The 19,597-nt window shown below is 62.7% G+C and carries 15 protein-coding genes; 1 reads left to right on the top strand and 14 read right to left on the bottom strand.

What is annotated here, in order from left to right; translation table 11 throughout:
- Window positions 1-353: 353 nt before the first annotated feature.
- On the bottom strand, window positions 354-2,000 hold the full coding sequence (gene groL / locus ACWNC0_RS12050) for a chaperonin GroEL (RefSeq protein WP_449471854.1): 1,647 nt from the start codon (window positions 1,998-2,000) through the stop codon (window positions 354-356).
- 111 nt (window positions 2,001-2,111) lie between these two features.
- Window positions 2,112-2,399 (bottom strand): co-chaperone GroES, encoded by a 288-nt coding sequence (groES, locus tag ACWNC0_RS12045; RefSeq protein WP_167302842.1) that lies wholly within the window; start codon window positions 2,397-2,399, stop codon window positions 2,112-2,114.
- Between the two features lie 399 nt (window positions 2,400-2,798).
- Between groES and yghU the strand changes: the two genes are divergently transcribed.
- Window positions 2,799-3,674, top strand: coding sequence for a glutathione-dependent disulfide-bond oxidoreductase (yghU, locus tag ACWNC0_RS12040; protein ID WP_449471852.1), 876 nt, complete (start codon window positions 2,799-2,801; stop codon window positions 3,672-3,674).
- A 118-nt stretch (window positions 3,675-3,792) separates the two neighbouring features.
- Here the strand turns inward: yghU and ligA are convergent, their stop codons facing one another.
- The 12 genes from ligA to nusA all read right to left on the bottom strand — a co-directional run bounded on the left by ligA (window position 3,793) and on the right by nusA (window position 19,586).
- Complete coding sequence (gene ligA / locus ACWNC0_RS12035; RefSeq protein ID WP_449471851.1) at window positions 3,793-5,937, bottom strand: NAD-dependent DNA ligase LigA; 2,145 nt, start codon at window positions 5,935-5,937, stop codon at window positions 3,793-3,795.
- A gap of 60 nt (window positions 5,938-5,997) precedes the next feature.
- Window positions 5,998-7,659, bottom strand: a complete 1,662-nt coding sequence (gene recN, locus ACWNC0_RS12030; RefSeq protein ID WP_449471850.1) for a DNA repair protein RecN — start codon at window positions 7,657-7,659, stop codon at window positions 5,998-6,000.
- Between the two features lie 110 nt (window positions 7,660-7,769).
- The gene (locus ACWNC0_RS12025) at window positions 7,770-8,555 is read right to left on the bottom strand and encodes an outer membrane protein assembly factor BamD (protein ID WP_196226413.1); all 786 of its coding nucleotides are present in this window, start codon (window positions 8,553-8,555) and stop codon (window positions 7,770-7,772) included.
- A 67-nt stretch (window positions 8,556-8,622) separates the two neighbouring features.
- Window positions 8,623-9,639 carry a sensor histidine kinase gene (locus ACWNC0_RS12020; RefSeq protein WP_449471848.1) on the bottom strand — a complete coding sequence of 339 codons (1,017 nt, stop codon included), beginning with the start codon at window positions 9,637-9,639 and terminating at the stop codon, window positions 8,623-8,625.
- Window positions 9,640-9,784: 145 nt separating this feature from the next.
- Entirely contained in the window at window positions 9,785-12,115 is a 2,331-nt protein-coding gene (gene pnp / locus ACWNC0_RS12015; protein WP_449471847.1) for a polyribonucleotide nucleotidyltransferase, read from the bottom strand.
- A 277-nt stretch (window positions 12,116-12,392) separates the two neighbouring features.
- The gene (gene rpsO / locus ACWNC0_RS12010) at window positions 12,393-12,662 is read right to left on the bottom strand and encodes a 30S ribosomal protein S15 (protein WP_167302834.1); all 270 of its coding nucleotides are present in this window, start codon (window positions 12,660-12,662) and stop codon (window positions 12,393-12,395) included.
- Window positions 12,663-12,681: 19 nt separating this feature from the next.
- Complete coding sequence (gene truB / locus ACWNC0_RS12005) at window positions 12,682-13,740, bottom strand: tRNA pseudouridine(55) synthase TruB (RefSeq protein WP_449471846.1); 1,059 nt, start codon at window positions 13,738-13,740, stop codon at window positions 12,682-12,684.
- A gap of 17 nt (window positions 13,741-13,757) precedes the next feature.
- The gene (rbfA, locus tag ACWNC0_RS12000) at window positions 13,758-14,156 is read right to left on the bottom strand and encodes a 30S ribosome-binding factor RbfA (protein WP_449471844.1); all 399 of its coding nucleotides are present in this window, start codon (window positions 14,154-14,156) and stop codon (window positions 13,758-13,760) included.
- Between the two features lie 126 nt (window positions 14,157-14,282).
- A complete protein-coding gene (gene infB, locus ACWNC0_RS11995; RefSeq protein WP_449471843.1) occupies window positions 14,283-16,871 on the bottom strand; it encodes a translation initiation factor IF-2 in 2,589 nt (862 codons plus the stop codon).
- Window positions 16,872-16,939: 68 nt separating this feature from the next.
- Window positions 16,940-17,596 carry a DUF448 domain-containing protein gene (locus ACWNC0_RS11990; RefSeq protein ID WP_449471842.1) on the bottom strand — a complete coding sequence of 219 codons (657 nt, stop codon included), beginning with the start codon at window positions 17,594-17,596 and terminating at the stop codon, window positions 16,940-16,942.
- A 174-nt stretch (window positions 17,597-17,770) separates the two neighbouring features.
- Window positions 17,771-18,007, bottom strand: a complete 237-nt coding sequence (locus ACWNC0_RS11985) for a tautomerase family protein (RefSeq protein WP_449471841.1) — start codon at window positions 18,005-18,007, stop codon at window positions 17,771-17,773.
- A 7-nt stretch (window positions 18,008-18,014) separates the two neighbouring features.
- Entirely contained in the window at window positions 18,015-19,586 is a 1,572-nt protein-coding gene (gene nusA, locus ACWNC0_RS11980) for a transcription termination factor NusA (protein WP_449471839.1), read from the bottom strand.
- Window positions 19,587-19,597 lie beyond the last annotated feature (11 nt).

Below are 19,597 nucleotides of genomic sequence, written 5' to 3'. Positions count from 1 at the left end.
ACAGAATGCTCGGAAGGGCAATCCCGCCAGCCCTCCTGCGCAAGCTGGAGCAGCATAGCTTTTATCCGAATACCCTGCCCCGTTCGGGCTGAGCTTGTCGAAGCCCTCTTCTTCCTGAAAAAAATAGAACCCTTCGATAGGCTCAGGGCGAACGGCAATAGGAGGCTATGCCGATTTGAAGCATGATGCCCTAACATGTCGCGAAATTGCGCCATGCCTCTTGCGGGAAATGCCAATTCTCGATGGCATCAGCCACGGCCCGACGCCTGAAATTTCCTCGCTCCGGCAGCCCCAAAGAAAAAGGCCGGTGGATCGCTCCACCGGCCCTTCTCGTTTTCGCGTGAGCGAAGGACTTAGAAGTCCATGCCGCCCATGCCACCCATGCCGCCGCCGGGCATGCCTATCGGCGCCTTGTCGTCGGCGGGCGTTTCGGCGATGCACGCTTCGGTGGTGATCAGCAGACCGGCGACCGAAGCCGCGTCCTGCAGGGCAGCGCGAACGACCTTGGTGGGATCGATGACGCCAGCGGCGACAAGGTTCTCATAGGTGTCGGTCGCGGCGTTGAAGCCCTGGGTCTCGTCATTTTCGCGCAGCAGGTTGCCAGCGACAACCGCACCATCGACGCCCGCATTCTGGGCGATCTGGCGCAGCGGCGCTTCGATAGCCTTACGGATGATGTCGATACCACGGGTCTGGTCGTCGTTCACACCCTTGAGGCCTTCAAGAGCCTTGGTTGCGTACAGCAGAGCCGTGCCGCCACCGGGGACGATGCCTTCTTCAACGGCTGCGCGGGTTGCGTGCAGCGCGTCGTCGACGCGGTCCTTGCGCTCCTTGACTTCGACTTCCGAAGCACCACCAACCTTGATGACGGCAACGCCGCCAGCCAGCTTGGCGAGACGCTCTTGAAGCTTCTCACGGTCATAGTCGGACGTGGTCGTCTCGATCTGCGCACGGATCTGCTCAGTACGGCCCTTGATCGCTTCGCCATCACCGGCGCCATCGACGATGGTCGTGTTGTCCTTGTCGATGGTGACGCGCTTGGCGGTGCCGAGCATGCCGAGCGTGACGTTCTCGAGCTTGATGCCGAGGTCTTCGGAAATCACTTCACCCTTGGTCAGGACTGCGATGTCTTCCAGCATGGCCTTGCGGCGGTCGCCGAAGCCAGGCGCCTTGACCGCAGCGACCTTCAGGCCACCGCGCAGCTTGTTGACGACCAAGGTCGCCAGCGCTTCGCCTTCAATGTCTTCGGCGATGATCAGCAGGGGACGGCCCGACTGAACAACAGCTTCGAGGATCGGCAGGATCGACTGAAGGTTCGACAGCTTCTTTTCGTGGATCAGGATGTAGGGATCAGCCAGTTCGACTGCCATCTTTTCCGGATTCGTGACGAAGTAAGGCGACAGGTAGCCGCGATCGAACTGCATGCCTTCGACGACGTCCAGCTCGAATTCGAGACCCTTGGCTTCCTCGACGGTGATCACGCCTTCCTTGCCGACGCGCTCCATCGCTTCGGCGATCTTTTCGCCAACGACGGTGTCGCCATTAGCCGAAATGATGCCGACCTGGGCGATTTCCTTCGTGCCGGCAACCGGCTTGGAACGGCCCTTGAGGTCCTCGACGACCTTGGTGACAGCGAGGTCGATGCCGCGCTTCAGGTCCATCGGGTTCATGCCAGCGGCAACCGACTTCATGCCTTCGCGAACGATGGCCTGGGCCAGAACGGTCGCGGTGGTGGTGCCGTCACCGGCGATGTCGTTGGTCTTCGAAGCAACTTCGCGGACCATCTGCGCGCCCATATTTTCGAACTTGTCCTTCAGTTCGATTTCCTTGGCGACGCTGACGCCGTCCTTGGTGATGCGGGGAGCGCCGAAGCTCTTGTCGATGACGACGTTGCGGCCCTTGGGACCCAGGGTCACCTTGACCGCGTCGGCCAGGATGTCGACGCCGCGCAGGATGCGCTCACGGGCGTCACGCGAAAACTTTACGTCTTTTGCAGCCATGATTTTGTTCCTCTGTCCGTCATCCCAGCGGAAGCTGGGATCTGGTGCGGCTAGGTGCCGCGTTTAAAGGCCTGAAATCCCAGCTTTCGCCGGGATGACATCAATGATCGGTTAGGCGACGACGCCCAGAATGTCCGATTCCTTCATGATCAGCAGGTCTTCACCGTCGACCTTGACTTCGGTGCCCGACCACTTGCCGAACAGGATGCGGTCGCCAGCCTTGACGTCCAGCGGGGTCACCTTGCCATCTTCGGCCTTGGAGCCGGTGCCGACGGAAACGACTTCGCCTTCCTGCGGCTTTTCCTTGGCGGTGTCGGGGATGATGATGCCACCGGCAGTCTTCTCTTCCGCTTCTACGCGGCGAACGAGAACGCGGTCATGCAACGGACGAAATGCCATGTTGAGTTGCCTTTCCCTCTATTGGGTTGGGTCGGACGTCCAATCGCGGGGATTTCCCTATCCGCAAATCTGCTGAACGCCGTTCCTTCTCCCGTATGAACCAGATGCTGTTAGCACTCTCTTTTGAAGAGTGCCAGCGCCGCGGAATATGGAGCGATGAAATTGCCGGTCAAGAGATGGATGCAGATTTTTTATGCTTCCCGTCACGGGCGGAAAGCGTGCACCTTGTGCTCGTCGATGGGCCTTTTGTCACCAACGTAGCGCCAATGCGCGGGATTGCTGCGACCGCTGGCGTGTCAAATGTGCAGGGCCAAGCCGTTTCCCTTGAACCCGACCGTTGCGGCACAGGACCACGCTTCCTACTTGCGGGGCGACATCGCCATGGGAGCATTTTGCCAAATGATTGAAAGCTATACTCCGCCTCGCGTCTGGACATGGGACAAGGACAATGGCGGTGCCTTTGCCAACATAAACCGGCCGATCGCGGGCGCGACCCATGACAAGGAACTGCCGGTCGGAAAGCACCCGCTGCAACTCTACTCGCTGGGCACGCCCAATGGGCAAAAGGTCACGATCATGCTGGAGGAGTTGCTGGCGGCGGGCCGTCCGGGCGCCGAATATGACGCCTGGCTCATCAACATCAGCGAGGGCGACCAGTTCGGCAGCGGCTTTGTCTCGGTCAATCCGAACAGCAAAATCCCTGCCCTGATGGACCACGGCATGTCGCCGCCCCAGCGGGTGTTCGAGTCCGGCGCCATCTTGGTCTATCTGGCCGAGAAGTTCGGCGCGTTCCTTCCCTCTGACCCGGCGAAGCGTACCGCGACCCTGTCCTGGCTGTTCTGGCAGATGGGCAGCGCACCCCTATTGGGCGGCGGCTTTGGCCATTTCTTCGCCTATGCGCCTGAAAAGATCGAATATGCCATCAATCGCTATGCGATGGAGGTCAAGCGGCAGTTCGACGTGCTGAATCAGCAGCTTGGCGAGAATGAATATGTTGCTGGCGATGAGTTTACGATCGCGGATATCGCGATCTGGCCCTGGTATGGCGGGGTGGCACTTGACCGAACCTATGTGGGGGCGGGCGAATTTCTGGACGTGCAGAGCTATGCCAATGTGCAGCGTTGGGCGAAGCAGATCGATGCGCGGCCTGCCGTGAAGCGCGGCAGGATCGTGAACCGTGCGAGTGGTCCGCTGGAGGAACAGCTTCGGGAACGGCACGACGCAAGCGATTTTGATACGAAGACGCAGGATAAGGTGGAAGGGGTGGGTAGCTAAGCCCCGGCAGCTTTTACCGCGTCACCCCAGCGAAAGCTGGGGTCTCGTTCGACCTTTGCCGCACCCTCCTGAGATCCCAGCGTCCGCTGGGATCTCAGGAGGGTGGCTAGTGCTGCCCCTACCCCGCTGCCTTCACAATCTCCGCCCAGGCCGCTTCATCGATCACCTCGATCCCGAGCGAAGCCGCCTGTTTCAGCTTCGATCCCGCGCCGGGGCCAGCGACTACCAGGTCCGTCTTTGCGCTAACCGACCCTGCGGCCTTGGCGCCGAGGCGCTCGGCCTGCGCTTTGGCCTCATCCCGGCTCATGGTTTCGAGCTTGCCGGTGAAGACCACGATCTTGCCCGTCACCGCGCTGGCGGTGGTTTCAACCACATAGTCGGGCGGCGAGACTTCGGACAGCAGATCGTCCCACGCCTCCCGATTATGCGGTTCGTGGAAGAAGTCGGCGAGCGCATGGCCAACCGCCGAACCCACATTTTCGACGCCGATCATCTCCGCGATCGCCTTGTCCAGCCGATTGCGGAAGCGTGCTTCCTCCTCACCCTCGGCGCAGATGGTGGCATCGCGTAAGGCGATAATCTCCTCGGCCAGCGCTCTGACGCCGGGCAGGCTCGTGTAGCGTTTCAACAAATCGCGCGCCGTGACCGCACCGATGTGCCGGATGCCAAGGCCGAAGAGCAGGCGCGCAGCGTCCGGAACGCGCTTCGCCTCGATCGCGGCGAACAGGTTATCGACGGACTTCTCCTTCCATCCCTCGCGCCCGAGCAGCGCGACGCGATGCTGTTTGAGGCGGAAGATGTCGGCCGGTTCGGTGATCCATCCAAGGTCGAGAAATTCCTGAATGGTCTTCTCGCCCAGCCCTTCAATGTCGAGCGCACCACGGCTGACGAAATGGCGGAGCCGCTCGAACCGTTGCGCGCCGCAGATCAGGCCGCCGGTGCAGCGGATATCGACCTCACCCTCTTCGCGCACGGCTTCCGACCCGCATACGGGGCAATGATCGGGGAAGAGGAAAGCGGGGCGCGCTTCGTCGCGTGTCAGATTATCCACCACCTGCGGGATGACATCGCCGGCACGCTGCACCACGATCCGGTCGCCCGGCCGCACACCCAGGCGCTCGATCTCATCGGCATTGTGCAGCGTAACGTTGGACACCACCACGCCGCCCACCGTAACAGGCGTGAGCCGCCCGACCGGGGTCAGCTTGCCCGTGCGACCAACCTGAATATCGATCGCTTCAAGCGTAGTTTGCGCCCGCTCCGCCGGGAATTTATGCGCGATCGCCCAGCGCGGCGCCTTGGCAACAAAGCCCAGCCGTTGCTGCCAATCGAGCCGGTCCACCTTGTAGACTACGCCATCAATGTCGAACGGAAGGTCGGCGCGCGCCGCCTCTATCCCGCGATAATGCGCGATCAATCCGTCAAGCGAGTCCACGCAGGTCAGCATGTCCGACACCGGCAGGCCCCAGCGGGCGATTGCCTGCATGACGCCAAGTTGCGTCTCAGCCGGAAGGCTGCTCGCCTCGCCCCAACCATGGGCGAGGAATCGCAGCGGGCGGCTAGCGGTGACGGTGGCGTCCTTCTGCCGCAGCGATCCCGCGGCAGCGTTGCGCGGGTTGGCGAATTGCCGCGCCTTTTCCGGGTCGTCCGCCTCAGCCAGCAGGCGCTGATTGAGCGCCACGAAGTCCGCCTTCGCCATATAAACCTCACCCCGGACCTCGAATAGGTCGGGTATGTCCTCGCCGGTCAGCCGGTCGGGAATGTTGCCGATGGTGCGCACATTGGCGGTCACATCCTCGCCGGTCGTGCCATCGCCACGGGTCGCGGCGAGGCGTAGCTCTCCCTTTTCATAACGGAGCGAGCAGGACAGACCGTCGATCTTCGGTTCAGCCGTCAGCGCGATAGGCTCACCGTCCGGCAGCGCCAGAAAACGCCGGACACGCGCGAGAAATTCGGCGATGTCCTCGTCCGAAAAGCCATTGTCGAGGCTCATCATGCGAACCGCATGCGGGACCTTCTTCAATCCCGAAGTGGGCGCGGCGCCGACCTGCGCATTGGGCGAATCCGCGCGAACGAGCTGCGGAAAAGCCGCCTCCAGCGCTCCATTCTCCCGGATCAGCGCATCATAAGCAGCGTCCGTGATCTCGGGCTGATCCTGATCATGGTAGAGCCGATTGTGCCGCGCAATTTCCCTGGCCAGCCGCATCAGGCGATTGGCAGCTTCAGCTTCAGTCATCTGGGTCGGGTCGATCGAGTCACTCATATCTGCTCCATCCCCGTTCAGGGCGAGCTTGTCGAGAAGCGATCATTTGCCCGCAGCAGTTCAGACTTCGAGCAGCCGCTCCGCCTGCGCTCTCGCCTCGGCGGTGATCTCCGCGCCAGAGAGCATGCGGGCAATCTCCTCGCGCCGCTCGCCGTCGCTCAGCGCATGGACGCCAGTACGGGTCACCGTGCCGTCACTGGCCTTGGCGATCAGCATATGGCCAGCGCCGCGCGCGGCCACCTGCGGACTGTGGGTGACGACGAGTATCTGGTTGCTCTGCGCCAGCCGCGCCAGACGGTCGCCAATGGCCGATGCCACCGCCCCACCGACGCCCCGATCAATCTCGTCGAAGATCAACGTATCCGCCCCGCCCCGCTCCGCCAGCGCGACCTTCAGCGCCAGAATGAAGCGCGACAATTCGCCGCCCGATGCGATCTTCACCAAAGGCGCAAAGGGCGCGCCGGGATTGGTGGAAATTTCAAACTCCACCCGGTCCATGCCCTGCGCGCTCCACTGCCCTTCATCGAGCGCGGCGACGGTGGTGCGGAAGCGCGCGGCGTCGAGCTTCAGCGGCGCGAGTTCCGCCGCCACGGCCGCATCGAGCCGCGCCGCTGCGTCCTTGCGCTGAGCGGACAGCGCCTGCGCCGCATCGCGATAGGCGGCGGCGCTGGCGGCGACGTCGGCCTCCAGTGCGGCGATATGCTCCTCTCCGCCCTCGATGGCGGCCAGTTTTGCCGACATCTCATCGCGCAACGCAGCGAGATCATCGGCGGCGACCTGATGCTTACGTGCCAATCCGCGCAGGTCGAACAGCCGCGTTTCTATCGCGTCCAACCGCGCCGGATCAAAGCTGAGCGCATCCGCTGCCTTGGCCAGCCGATCCTCCGCCTCGCCCGCCTCAATCACCGCCCGGTCCAGGGCGGCGAGCACTTCGGCAAGTGGCTCATATTCACCCACCATGCGGTCCAGCCGCCGCGCCGCCTGCCGCAACTGCGCCAACCCACCATGCGACCCGGTGAGGCAATCCGTCACCGTCGACAGGTCATCGGACAGCCGCGCGCCCTTTTGCATGGTCGCGCGCTCTTCGGCCAGCGCCGCTTCCTCGCCGGGCTCGGGGCCAAAACGCGCCAACTCTTCAACGGCATGGGTCAGATAGTCGCGATCCCGCGCCGCCACCTCGACCGCCGCGCGACTTTCCGCGAGCCGGTCGGCCGCCGCGCGCCAGGCAGAGTGGGCAAATGCCACCGAGGCGCTGTCGCAACGGCCATAGACGTCCAGCAACTGACGATGCCCACGCGGATTGAGCAGCCCGCGATCGTCATGCTGCCCATGTATCTCGACCAGCGTGCCGCCCAGGTCACGCAGCAAGGCGGCGGAACAGGCCTGATCATTGACGAATGCCCGGCTTCCCCCGTCAGCCTTCAGCGTGCGGCGAATGATGAGCGGTTCGCCCGCATCCAGTTCGATGCCGTTGCTGCCGAGCAGTTCGGCAGCCCTGTGATCAGCGCGGGGAATGTCGAAGGTCGCGGTGACGCTGGCCTGCGCCTCTCCGCTGCGGACGAGGCCGCTGTCAGCCCTCGCCCCCAGCGCCAGCCCAAGCGAATCGAGGAGGATAGACTTGCCCGCGCCGGTCTCCCCCGTCAGCACGCCAAGGCCCGTGCCGAACTCCAGGTCCAGCGCCTCGATCAGGACGACGTTGCGGATGGAAAGATTGGTCAGCAATGCGGCCGATCTCCAGACGTCATCCCAGCGGAAGCTGGGATCTCGTGCCGCCGGGTCGTGCCCAATGGCCTGAGACCCCAGGTTCCACTGGGGCGACGGTAAATCGGCAATTACGCCTTCGCGCCATGTTCCCGCATGAGCTTGTAGCTACGCTCATACCATTTGGAGCCGGGATAGTTCTTGCCCAGAACAGCCGCAGCCTTCTGCGCTTCCTCCGGAATGCCGAGCGAGAGATAGCTTTCGACCAGACGCTCCAGCGCCTCGGGCGTGTGGGTGGTCGTCTGATATTTGTCGATGACCACGCGAAAACGCAGCGTCGCCGCCAACCACTGCCCGCGACGCTGGTAGAAACGGCCGACTTCCATCTCCTTGCCCGCAAGGTGATCGTTGACCAGGTCCAGCTTCAACCGCGCATCGGCGGCATAACGGGTGTCGGGATAGCGGCGGATCAATTCGCCCAGCGAATCCAGCGACTGCTGCGTGATCTTCTGGTCGCGGGTAACGTCGGCGATCTGCTCATAATAGCAGAGCGCGATCAGATAATAGGCGTAGGGCGCGTCCTTGTTGCCGGTATGAATCGCCAGAAAGCGCTGCGACGCCGCGATCGATTCACTATAATCCTTGTTCATATAATAGCTGAACGCGGACATGAGCTGCGCCCGGCGCGCCCATGGGGAATAGGGATGCTGGCGTTCCACCTCGTCAAACAGGGCGGCGGCCATCTTATATTGCCCGCGATCGAGCCGATATTTGCCCGCATTGTAAAGCGTGGACACGTCACGGGCGACATATTGCGTGTCGGCCTTGTTCTTCGACGTGGCGCAGCCGGCGAGCAAGGCGGCAAGCAGAACCGGGGCGGTAGCAGCGCCAATGCGCGTCATGGTTTTCGTCAGCATGGCCGGGTCATAGCGGAGCGAATGGCACTCGCCAAGCGGCAGAATAGCGTGCGGACGCTTCGGGCTCTCAACGCGCCTGCACGGGCAGGTCCAACCGGACGATCGCGCCGCCTTCCGGCCGTGCGTGCAGGCCGAACTGTCCGCTGAGCTGGCTCGCCAACGCACTTGCAATGCGCAGGCCGATGGAATTGCCCTTCTCGATCTCGAAATCGGGAGAGAGGCCGTCGCCATCGTCAGCGATCTTCAGCGACAGCGTCCCGCTCGAATCCTCCAGAGACACCTCGATCGTCCCGCCACGATGGGGCAAGCCATGTTCAATGGCATTGCTCACCGCCTCCGCCACGATCAGCGCGAGCGGCACAGCGACATGGGATTCCAGCGTCAGGCCCGGTGGAGCGCTGACGGTAACGCGAATGTCATCCCGCCCGCTCGCCTCCAGCACATCCGCCGTCAGCCGTGTCAGAAAGGCATGCAGGTCCTGCCCATCCTCTGCCGGATCATACAATGCACGGCTGATCCGACCAATCAGCGCGAGGCGGCTGGCGGCATCGTCCAACGCCCTGCTCGCCAGCTCATCGTCTATATGGCGCCGCTGCAATGACAGCATCGCGGCCACGACCTGCAAATTGTTGGAAACGCGATGCTGCAATTCGTGGAACAGAAGTTCCCGGTTTTCCGCCAGCGTACGGCTGCGTTCCCGTTCCACGGCAAGGTTGAAATTGGCCCGCTGCATCAGGTGAATGAGCGCGATGTCGATGGCGATCACGGCCGCATAGAAAATAAGGGCGAGGATAACTCCGCCATCAAGGATGCCGCCAGCACCCGCCGGGATGAAGAAATACCAGGACAATATTCCGCAAACGATCCCCGCAAATATGCCGGGACGCAGCCCGAACAAAAAGGTCGAAAGGATGACAGCGGGAAAGAAGGATACGAAAGGATAGCCGATCGGCAGGAAGTCCTGCGCGGACAGCCTGAGGGCAAGGGCGATGCCACAAAACAGGGCCGATACGGCATAGGCATATACTGGCCGCCGAAGCACGAGAGGCAGGCGCTCGACGAACCTTTCATTGGAACGCTGCATCTTATCTCCCTGAAATCGCGCCGCACAGTAACAGAAGTTTGGCCATCTCCAATTGATCGAAGTCAAGGAGTTTGGGCTCTAACGAAAAAGGGCGCCCGGCGGGGGCGCCCTTCTCATTTTGCTTAACCTGATGGGTTGGAACCGATCAGTCCTGAGTCAGGAAGTCCGGCAGACCAGCGTTGGAGCCGTCGTCATCGCCGCCACGGCCTTCGCTGCGGGGGCCACGGTCACGGCGCGGACCGCGATCGCCACCGCGATCACCACCACGGCCACCACGGTCGCCGCCATCACGGCGCGGGCCACGGCCACGATCGCCACGGTCGCCGCGATCACCACGGGGTTCGCGCGGTTCGCGGGCAGGACGAGTGTCCTCCAGCTCTTCGCCGGTTTCCTGATCAACGACGCGCATCGACAGGCGAACCTTGCCGCGCGGATCGATCTCCAGGACCTTGACCTTCACTTCCTGACCTTCCGACACAACGTCGGTCGGCTTTTCGACGCGCTCATTCTTCATTTCGGACACGTGGACGAGACCGTCCTTGCCACCCATGAAGTTCACGAACGCACCGAAGTCGACGATGTTGACGACCTTGCCGTTGTAGATCTTGCCGACTTCCGCTTCCTCGACAATGCCGAGGATCCACTTCTTGGCGGCTTCGATCTGGTCGATGTCAGACGAGCTGATCTTGATGATGCCCTCGTCGTCGATGTCGACCTTGGCGCCGGTTTCCGCGACGATCTCGCGAATGACCTTGCCGCCGGTGCCGATGACGTCACGAATCTTCGACTTGTCGATCTGGATCGTCTCGATACGCGGGGCGTGAGCCGACAGCTCGGTGCGGGTCGAGGACAGGGCCTTGTTCATCTCACCCAGAATGTGGGCACGGCCTTCCTTCGCCTGACGCAGGGCGACTTCGAAGATTTCCTGCGTGATGCCGGCAACCTTGATGTCCATCTGCATGGTGGTGATGCCCGCTTCCGTGCCCGCCACCTTGAAGTCCATGTCGCCGAGATGATCTTCGTCGCCCAGAATGTCGGACAGAACCGCAAAGTCCTTGCCGTCGAGGATCAGGCCCATGGCGATACCCGAGACCGGACGCTTCAGCGGAACGCCCGCGTCCATCATCGACAGCGAACCGCCGCAGACCGTCGCCATCGACGACGAGCCGTTGGACTCGGTGATGTCCGATAGAACGCGGATGGTGTAGGGGAAATCTTCCTTGCTGGGCAGCACGGGGTGCAGCGCACGCCATGCCAGCTTGCCATGACCGACTTCACGACGGCCCGGCGCGCCGAAGCGGCCAACTTCACCGACCGAATAGGGCGGGAAGTTATAGTGCAGCATGAAGTTTTCATAATAGACGCCGTTCAGGCCGTCGATCATCTGCTCGGCGTCCTTGGTGCCGAGCGTGGTGGTGCAGATCGCCTGCGTTTCACCGCGGGTGAACAGCGCCGAACCATGGGTGCGCGGCAGGAAGCCGACCATCGCTTCGATCGGACGGATCTGCGTGGTGGTGCGGCCGTCGATGCGCTTGCCATCCTTGATGATGGCGCCACGGACGATTTCCGATTCCAGCTTCTTGGTCAGCTTGATGCCGGCCATGACGGTCTGGGCGTCGAGACCTTCTTCGGTGAAGAACGCCTTCGCCTTGGCGCGGGCATCGTTGATCGCGTTCGAGCGTGCCGACTTGTCGGTCAGCTTGTAGGCAGCCGTGATGTCCTTGCCGATCAGCTTCTTCAGCTTCTTCTTCAGGTCATCCAGGTCTTCGCCCTTGGCGACTTCCCACGGATCCTTCGCGGCCTTTTCAGCCAGCTGGATGATCGCATCGACAACCTTCTTGCTCGCTTCATGGGCGAACAGGACGGCGCCGAGCATGACATCTTCCGAAAGCTCCTTGGCTTCGGACTCGACCATCATCACCGCGTTGCCGGTGGCGGCGACGACCAGGTCGAGTTCGCCGGTCTTCACCTCGTCCATCGACGGGTTCAGCTGATATTCGCCATCCTTGTAACCGACGCGGGCAGCGCCGATCGGCCCCATGAAGGGCACGCCCGACAGGGTCAGCGCAGCCGAAGCGGCGATCATCGCGACGATATCAGGCTCGCTTTCGCCATCGAACGACAGCACCTGGGCGATGACGTTGATTTCGTTGTAGAAACCTTCGGGGAAGAGCGGGCGGATCGGACGGTCGATCAGGCGGCTGGTCAGCGTTTCCTTTTCGGTCGCGCCACGCTCACGCTTGAAGAAGCCACCCGGAATGCGGCCAGCGGCCGAATATTTTTCCTGATAATGGACGGTCAGCGGGAAGAAGTCCTGTCCTTCCTTCACCGACTTGGCGGCGGTCACGGCGCACAGCACCACGGTCTCGCCATAGGTCGCCAGCACGGCGGCGTCAGCCTGACGCGCAATACGGCCGGTTTCGAGCGTGAGGGTCTTTCCGCCCAGCTCGATTGAAACTTTCTTTACATCAAACATGCTTTTTTCCTTCGCCCGCCTGGCCCTATTGCCGGGCGGGGCCTTTGTTGGGCCAGTGACCCATGAGCGAGGAGCGTACTCCTCATTCCGTTCGCCCTGAGCTTGTCGAAGGGCTTTCTTTCTCTTTCTTCAAGAGAAGGAGTGGGCTTCGACTTCGCTCAGCCCGAACGGTGTGGGGAAAGTTCCCCGTTTCATGGCGCCGTGCCGAATTGCCCGGAGCCATGTTGTCAGAATCAGAAACGGCCCCGACATGGGGGCCGCTCCTTCTTTAGCAGGCTTACTTGCGCAGGCCCAGCTTGCCGATCAGGTCAGTATAACGCGACCCATCTTTTTTCTTCAGATAGTCCAGCAGCGAACGGCGCTTGTTGACCAGCATCAGCAGGCCGCGACGGCTGTGGTTATCCTTGTGGTGACCCTTGAAATGCTCGGTCAGGTTCGAAATGCGCTCCGAAAGGATCGCGACCTGTACTTCCGGCGAACCGGTGTCGCCTTCGGCGCGGGCATGTTCCTTGATCAGCGCTTCCTTGCGCTCAGCAGTAATCGACATCGGCTTCCTTTCGTAACATCTAGAGATTGAAGCCGCGCACCACCCGGATTTCCCTAAGGGTTTCTGGGCCACTGGCCTCCACCAGCGCGACGGGCGTGTCGCCCTCCATCGCCAGCATGAGGCCGGTATGCGGTTTCCCCACAAGCACCTTCCCCTGTCGGAGAGCCAATGCATCGTCGGGAGAGACTGCGAGAGCCGGGATGTCGTCCAGCCCTGCGGTCAACGGCAGCATAAGACCGCCGAAGCCGCCGCCCCTAGCAGCTTCGTCCAATTTGTCCAGCGAAATAGCGGATTCGAGGGTGAATGGCCCTGCCTTCACGCGGCGCAGCATGGTCACATGGCCGACCGTGCCGAGGGCCAGGGCGATGTCACGAGCGAGGGAGCGTATATAAGTACCCTTGGAGACATGGGCGCGAAGGGTGACTTCATCGATCCTCTCTCCCGAGAGGGGGAGAAGATACGCAGGCTTGGCAGCTCGCTGCCTAGCCGGAGTTGGAGAGGGGCTCGGCGCACCCTGCCCCTCTCCAACTCCGGCTAGGCCGCTTTGCGAGCAAACTTCGCTATCTCGATCAGAGTCACGTGCCTCTGATCGACCCCCTCGCGGGAGAGAGGATATGGTGAGCGCGTGGATAGTGACGGCGCGCGTCTTCATCTCAACATCCTGCCCAGCGCGCGCAAGATCATAGGCTCTTTGCCCGTCGATCAGGATCGCTGAATAGGCTGGCGGCGCCTGCTCGATCGGGCCTGTAAAGCGGGGCAGTACCGCTTCCACTTCGCCGAACGTAGGCAGCACGTCGCTCTCCGCAATCACCTTGCCTTCAAGGTCCAGCGTGTCCGTCTGTGCGCCAAATGCTATCGTGAAGTCGTAGATCTTATCGCTGTCGAGCATCCGCCCGGCGAGCTTCGTCGCTTCGCCCACTGCGATCGGCAGCACGCCGGTAGCGAGCGGATCGAGCGTGCCGCCATGGCCGACCTTCCACTTGCCAGCGCCACTTTGGCGAAGGGCGCGCTTGACCGCGCTGACCGCCTGCGTCGAGCCAAGCCCGTGCGGTTTATCGAGGATAATCCAGCCGTGCATCGGATCAACGCAGCGCGTCAGCCCTCATCATCGGGCTGTTCAAGATCCTGCGCGACTTTGGGATCACGCAGCAGCTTGTCGATATGGCTACCCTCGTCAAAACTCTCATCCGCCAGGAATTTGAGCTTGGCCGCATATTTCAGGCGGATGCGGTGAGCCACCTCGCGCTGGAGATAGGCCGTATTGGTGCGCAGCGCCTTAAGCACCGCTTCCTCATCCTGACCCAATAGCGACTTCACGAACACGGTGGCATGCCGCAGGTCAGGCGACATGCGAACCTCGGTCACGCTGACGACATGCTTGGCGAGAACATCGTCATGCACATCGTCGCGCTGGAGAATGTCGGACAAGACATGGCGCACCTGTTCACCCACGCGGAGGAGGCGGACGGAAGGGCCTTCATTAGGAGCGGGCATTATATCCTCCCCTCCCGCAGGCGGGAGGGGCCGGGGGTGGGCTCTCCCCATCGGCCATTACAGTTCAGGAGAGGGCGAGCCCACCCCCTGCCCCCCTCCCGCTTGCGGGAGGGGGAAGCTAGATCATCACAACGTCCGGGCGCGTTCCTCGACCTCGAACAGTTCCAGCGTATCGCCGGCCTTGATGTCGTTCGTGTCTTGCAGCACCGCACCACACTCCATGCCCGCACGCACTTCGGACACATCGTCCTTGAAGCGGCGCAGCGAAGCGATGTGAGTACGCGACACGATGACATCGTCGCGGGTAAGGCGCGCATTGAGCCCCTTGCGGATGATGCCGTCGAGGACGAGCAGACCAGCCGCCTTGTCCTTCTTGCCCGCCGGGAACACCTGAAGCACCTCGGCCCGGCCGACGATGGTTTCGATGCGCTCTGGAGCCAGCTGGCCCGCCATTTCGCCGCGAACTTCCTCAAGCAGGTCGTAGATCACGTCATAATAGCGCAGCGAGATCTTCTCGCGCTCCGCCAGCTGACGCGCCTTGGCATTGGGACGGACGTTGAAGCCGATCAGCGGCGCACGGCTGGCAGCGGCCAGCGTGACGTCGCTTTCGGTGATCGCGCCAACGCCTGAATGCAGGACGCGGACCTTGATCTCGTCGGTTGAAATGCGGTTGAGCGCCGTCACGATAGCTTCGACAGAACCCTGCACATCGCCCTTTACCACCACCGGATATTCGATGACGGTCGTGTTGAGCGCCGAGAACATATGTTCAAAGCTGGTCGGGGCGCTGGTGGTGCGCTTCTTCGTCGCCTGTTCCTGACGATAGGCGGCAACTTCGCGAGCGCGAGCCTCATTCTCGACGACCGTGAGTTGATCGCCCGCCAGAGGAACACCCGACAGGCCCAGAACTTCGACCGGGGTCGAAGGCCCTGCGACCTTCACATTCTGACCCTTGTCGTTGACCAGGGCACGGACCTTGCCGCTCTCCGCGCCGATGACGAAGGTGTCGCCAACCTTGAGCGTACCCTTGCGGACCAGCACGGTGGCAACCGCGCCACGGCCCTTGTCGAGCTGCGCCTCGATCACATTGCCTTCGGCAGGGCGATCGGGGTTGGCCCCCAGTTCCATCACTTCCGCCTGGAGCAGGATTTTCTCGATCAGTTCGTCAAGGCCGGTCTTTTTGAGCGCCGAAACCTCCACGTCCTGAACATCGCCGCCCATATCCTCGACCACAATCTCTTCGCTCAGCAGGCGCTCGCGCACCTTCTGCGGATTGGCTTCCGGCTTGTCGCACTTATTGATCGCGACAATCATCGGGACGCCCGACGCCTTGGTGTGGTTGATCGCCTCGATCGTCTGCGGCATCAGCCCGTCATCGGCCGCCACCACCAGGATGACGATGTCCGTGACGTTCGCACCACGAGCCCGCATCTCGGAGAAGGCTTCGTGGCCCGGCGTGTCGAGGAAGGTGATGACGTCGCCACCCTTGGTCGTCACCTGATAGGCGCCGATATGCTGGGTGATGCCGCCGCTTTCGCCCGCGACCACGTCGGTCCCGCGCAGCGCGTCAAGCAGCGATGTCTTGCCATGATCGACATGCCCCATGATCGTCACGACCGGCGCACGCGGCTTCAGCGTCTCTGCCGCATCGACTTCACCCTCGATGCCGATTTCAACGTCGGCATCGGATACGCGCTGGATGCGGTGGCCGAATTCCTCGACCAGCAGTTCCGCCGTATCCTGATCGATCGGCTGATTCAGAGTGACGGCGGTGCCCATCTTGAACAGAGACTTCACCAGGTCCGCACCCTTTTCGGCCATACGGTTGGCGAGTTCCTGCACCGTGATGCTTTCGGGCACGACGACGTCGCGAACCTGCTTTTCACGTTGCTGCGCGCCACCGGCATAGTGAGCGCGACGTTCCTTTTCGCGGGCACGCTTCAATGCGGCGAGCGAACGGGCACGAGCGCTGTCGTCGTCCGCAAGCGCGCGCGTTACGGTCAGCTTGCCCGACTGGCGGCGATTGTCCTCGCCCGCACGCTTGGTCCGATCCGGCTTGGCCGGTTCGGGACGCTTGATCGGGGTAACCGGCGTGAAGCGGCGCGGCGGCGGCGCAGCAGAAGCGGTAGCAGCCGGAGCGGCAGCGGGACGCGCTTCGGGGCTTTCCTCGGCGACAGGCGCCGCAGGAGCTTCGGGCTCGGACTTCTGCTCGGCGACCTTGGCTTCTTCTTCGACACGGCGCGCGGCTTCAGCCTCAGCAGCTTCCGCAGCCAGGCGATTTTCCTCGGCGCGGCGCTTTTCATCCTCGCTCGCGGCATTACGCTGCGCGTCTTCGCGGCGACGCGCATCTTCCAGCGCGGTCATGCGGGCTTCTTCAGCCTCGCGCAGCAGCTTTACCTGCAATTCCTGACGCGACATCAGGCTCTGCGGCGGAGCGGGACGCGCGGGCGCGGCAGGCTGAGGCGCGCGAGCCTGCGGCTGCTGCGGCGCGGGTGCCGCTGCGGCGGGTGCCGGAGCCGGATCAGCCTGAGGCGCAGCCGCAGGCGCACCGGCTTCGCCCGGCTTGCCCAGAATGCGGCGCCGCTTCACCTCAACCACGACCGTATTCTTGCGGCCATGGCTGAACTGCTGCTGCACCTGGCCGGATTCAACGGTCCGCTTGATGCCCAGCGGCTTGCGGCCCAGAACCGGCTTGTCTTCCTTGCTGTCACTCATACGACTGAACTGTACCCTTCACTTACATCCGACCGGCAAGGCCCGTCGGCGCCTTCATTCCATGCTCTTCAGGCGCCCAGCGCACCGGCGGAGTCATGCTCCCCATGCACTGGCGCCTCGGTAGCGCAACCCAGATAGCTTTCCAAGCGGCCGATGGCCGTACGCAGACGCGACGCGGCACGCGAGTCGGTCACTGCGATATGGACGACATTGTCCCGCCCCATTGCCATAGATAGGGCCTGTCGGTCCACAGGCAAGACGACGCCCGCCAATTCGGTGCCTTCCGCTTCCTGTCCGACCCGCAGCGCTTGATCGAGCTTGCGATTGCCGTCGGCTGCGGCATCACTGGCGTGGAGCAGCAGTTGAACCTTGGCCTGACGGCAGGCGACGTCGATCTTTTCCGATCCGGTGAGGACCATGGACGCCTTCGCCTCTAGGCCCAAGCGGTCCAGCAAAGCCTTGCGCAGGCCATCTTCGATCAGGTCCGGCAAATTGTCCGGGATCTGCAACTCACCCGTCTTGAATGCCCGCGCGAGTGCACCCGTCAGCTTACCCTTGGCGAGCGCCTGCTCAAGCTCAGCGCGCGGAACGCCGATCCACGCGCCACGGCCCGGCGCCTTCGCGCGGATGTCGGGCAGAACCTGACCTTCTGGTCCGACGGCGAGGCGGATCAGCGTCTCGGGATCGGCCCGATCGCCTGAGAGGATGCATTTACGTTCGGTCATTGGGAAAGCCCCTCCCTTTCAAGGGAGGGGATGGGGGTGGGTCGCGCGAAGCGCGCTACGCCCTCAGCCCTAAAACGGGTGCTAGCGATTGCTGCCGCGATCGTACCCGCCCCAACCTTTCTTTTGAAAGGGAAGAGCGAGGATAAGACAGCGCTATATGACGGCGTCAGCCTCTCATCGGGAAGTGACCGCGGCATTGGCGTCCTCCCCAGGGCTGGAGGCAGGCGCGCGGTCAGCGATCAGCTGTCCGCCCGACCCATAATTCTCCGTCGAGATTTCAGAAATCACCACCTGCACGGCAGCGGCCGACTTCCCCAGCCGCTCAACGAGCGACTGGGTGACGTCGGCAACGATCGCTGCCTTCTGTTCACGGGTGGCGTTTCCGGCCAGACGGATATCGACGAAAGGCATGGGGCGCTTAAGCTTCCTCGCCTTCGAACCAGTGTGCGCGGGCGGCCATGATGATCTCATTGCCCTGCTCTTCACTAAGGCCATATTCGGCGAGAATCCCGCCCTTATCCTCGGACGTCTCACTGCGGCGGCGGCGCTGATCGACGCGCTTCTTCGCGACCAGTTCGTCCGTCGCTAGATCGGCCAGATCATCCAACGTCTTGATGCCCGCCTTGCCCAGCGTCACCAGCATGGCTTCGGTGAGGTGTGGCATCTCTGCCAACGCATCCTCGACGCCCAGAGCCTGACGCTCCTCGCGGGCAGCGGCTTCGCGGCGGTCCAGTGCTTCCTGCGCACGGCTTTGCAGCTCGGCGGCCAGATCCTCGTCGAAGCCTTCGATCGCCGCCAGTTCCTCGACGCCGACATAGGCGACTTCTTCCAGCTCGCCAAAGCCTTCGGCCACCAGCAGCTGCGACAGCGTCTCGTCCACGTCCAGCTCGTTCTGGAACAGTTCGGAGCGGGAGACGAATTCCTTCTGGCGCTTTTCGGACGCGTCGGCCTCGGTCATGATGTCGATGGCCTTGCCCGTCAGCTGCGAGGCGAGACGGACATTCTGCCCGCGACGGCCGATGGCGAGCGACAACTGATCGTCGGGAACGACGACTTCGATACGCTCTTCTTCCTCGTCGATAACGACGCGAGCCACCTGCGCGGGCTGGAGCGCATTGACGACGAAGGTCGCCGTATCTTCCGACCAGGGGATGATGTCGATCTTCTCGCCCTGCATTTCCTGCACGACAGCCTGCACGCGGCTACCCTTCATGCCGACGCAGGCGCCGACGGGGTCGATGCTCGAATCGCGACTGATAACGCCGATCTTGGCGCGCGAGCCCGGATCGCGGGCGGCGGCCATGATGGTGATCACGCCGTCGTAGATTTCGGGCACTTCCTGCGCGAACAGCTTCTTCATGAACTCAGGATGCGCGCGGCTGAGGAAAATCTGCGGCCCGCGATTTTCGCGACGCACGTTCAAGATCACCGAGCGGATGCGGTCGCCGACGCGAACGACTTCGCGCGGGATCTGCTGATCGCGACGAATGACGCCCTCGGCGCGGCCGAGGTTCACCACGACATGGCCGAATTCGACCGACTTCACGACGCCGGTGATGATTTCACCGACGCGGTCCTTGAATTCCTCATGCTGACGCTCACGCTCAGCGTCGCGGACCTTCTGGAAGATCACCTGCTTGGCGGACTGAGCGTCGATGCGGCCGAGATCGATCGGGGGCAGCGGATCGACGATGAAGTCGCCGATCACGGCATCCTTCTTCAGCTTCTGCGCCTGCTTAAGGTCCACCTGCTTGAAATAGTCGTCCACGGCCTCGACCACCTCGACGACGCGCCACAGGCGCAGGTCGCCGCTGTCGGGGTCCAGCTTCGCGCGGATATCATTCTCCGCACCATAGCGCGCGCGAGCGGCGCGCTGGATCGCGTCTTCCATCGCCTCGATGACGATCGCCTTGTCGATCATCTTCTCGGTGGCGACGCTGTTCGCGATCGCGAGCAGCTCGGCCTTATTGGCGGAAATGGCGTTGGCCATGGTCGTGAACC

The organism is Sphingobium chungangianum (assembly GCF_977014255.1).
This window is presented reverse-complemented; position numbering and strand designations above follow the sequence as displayed.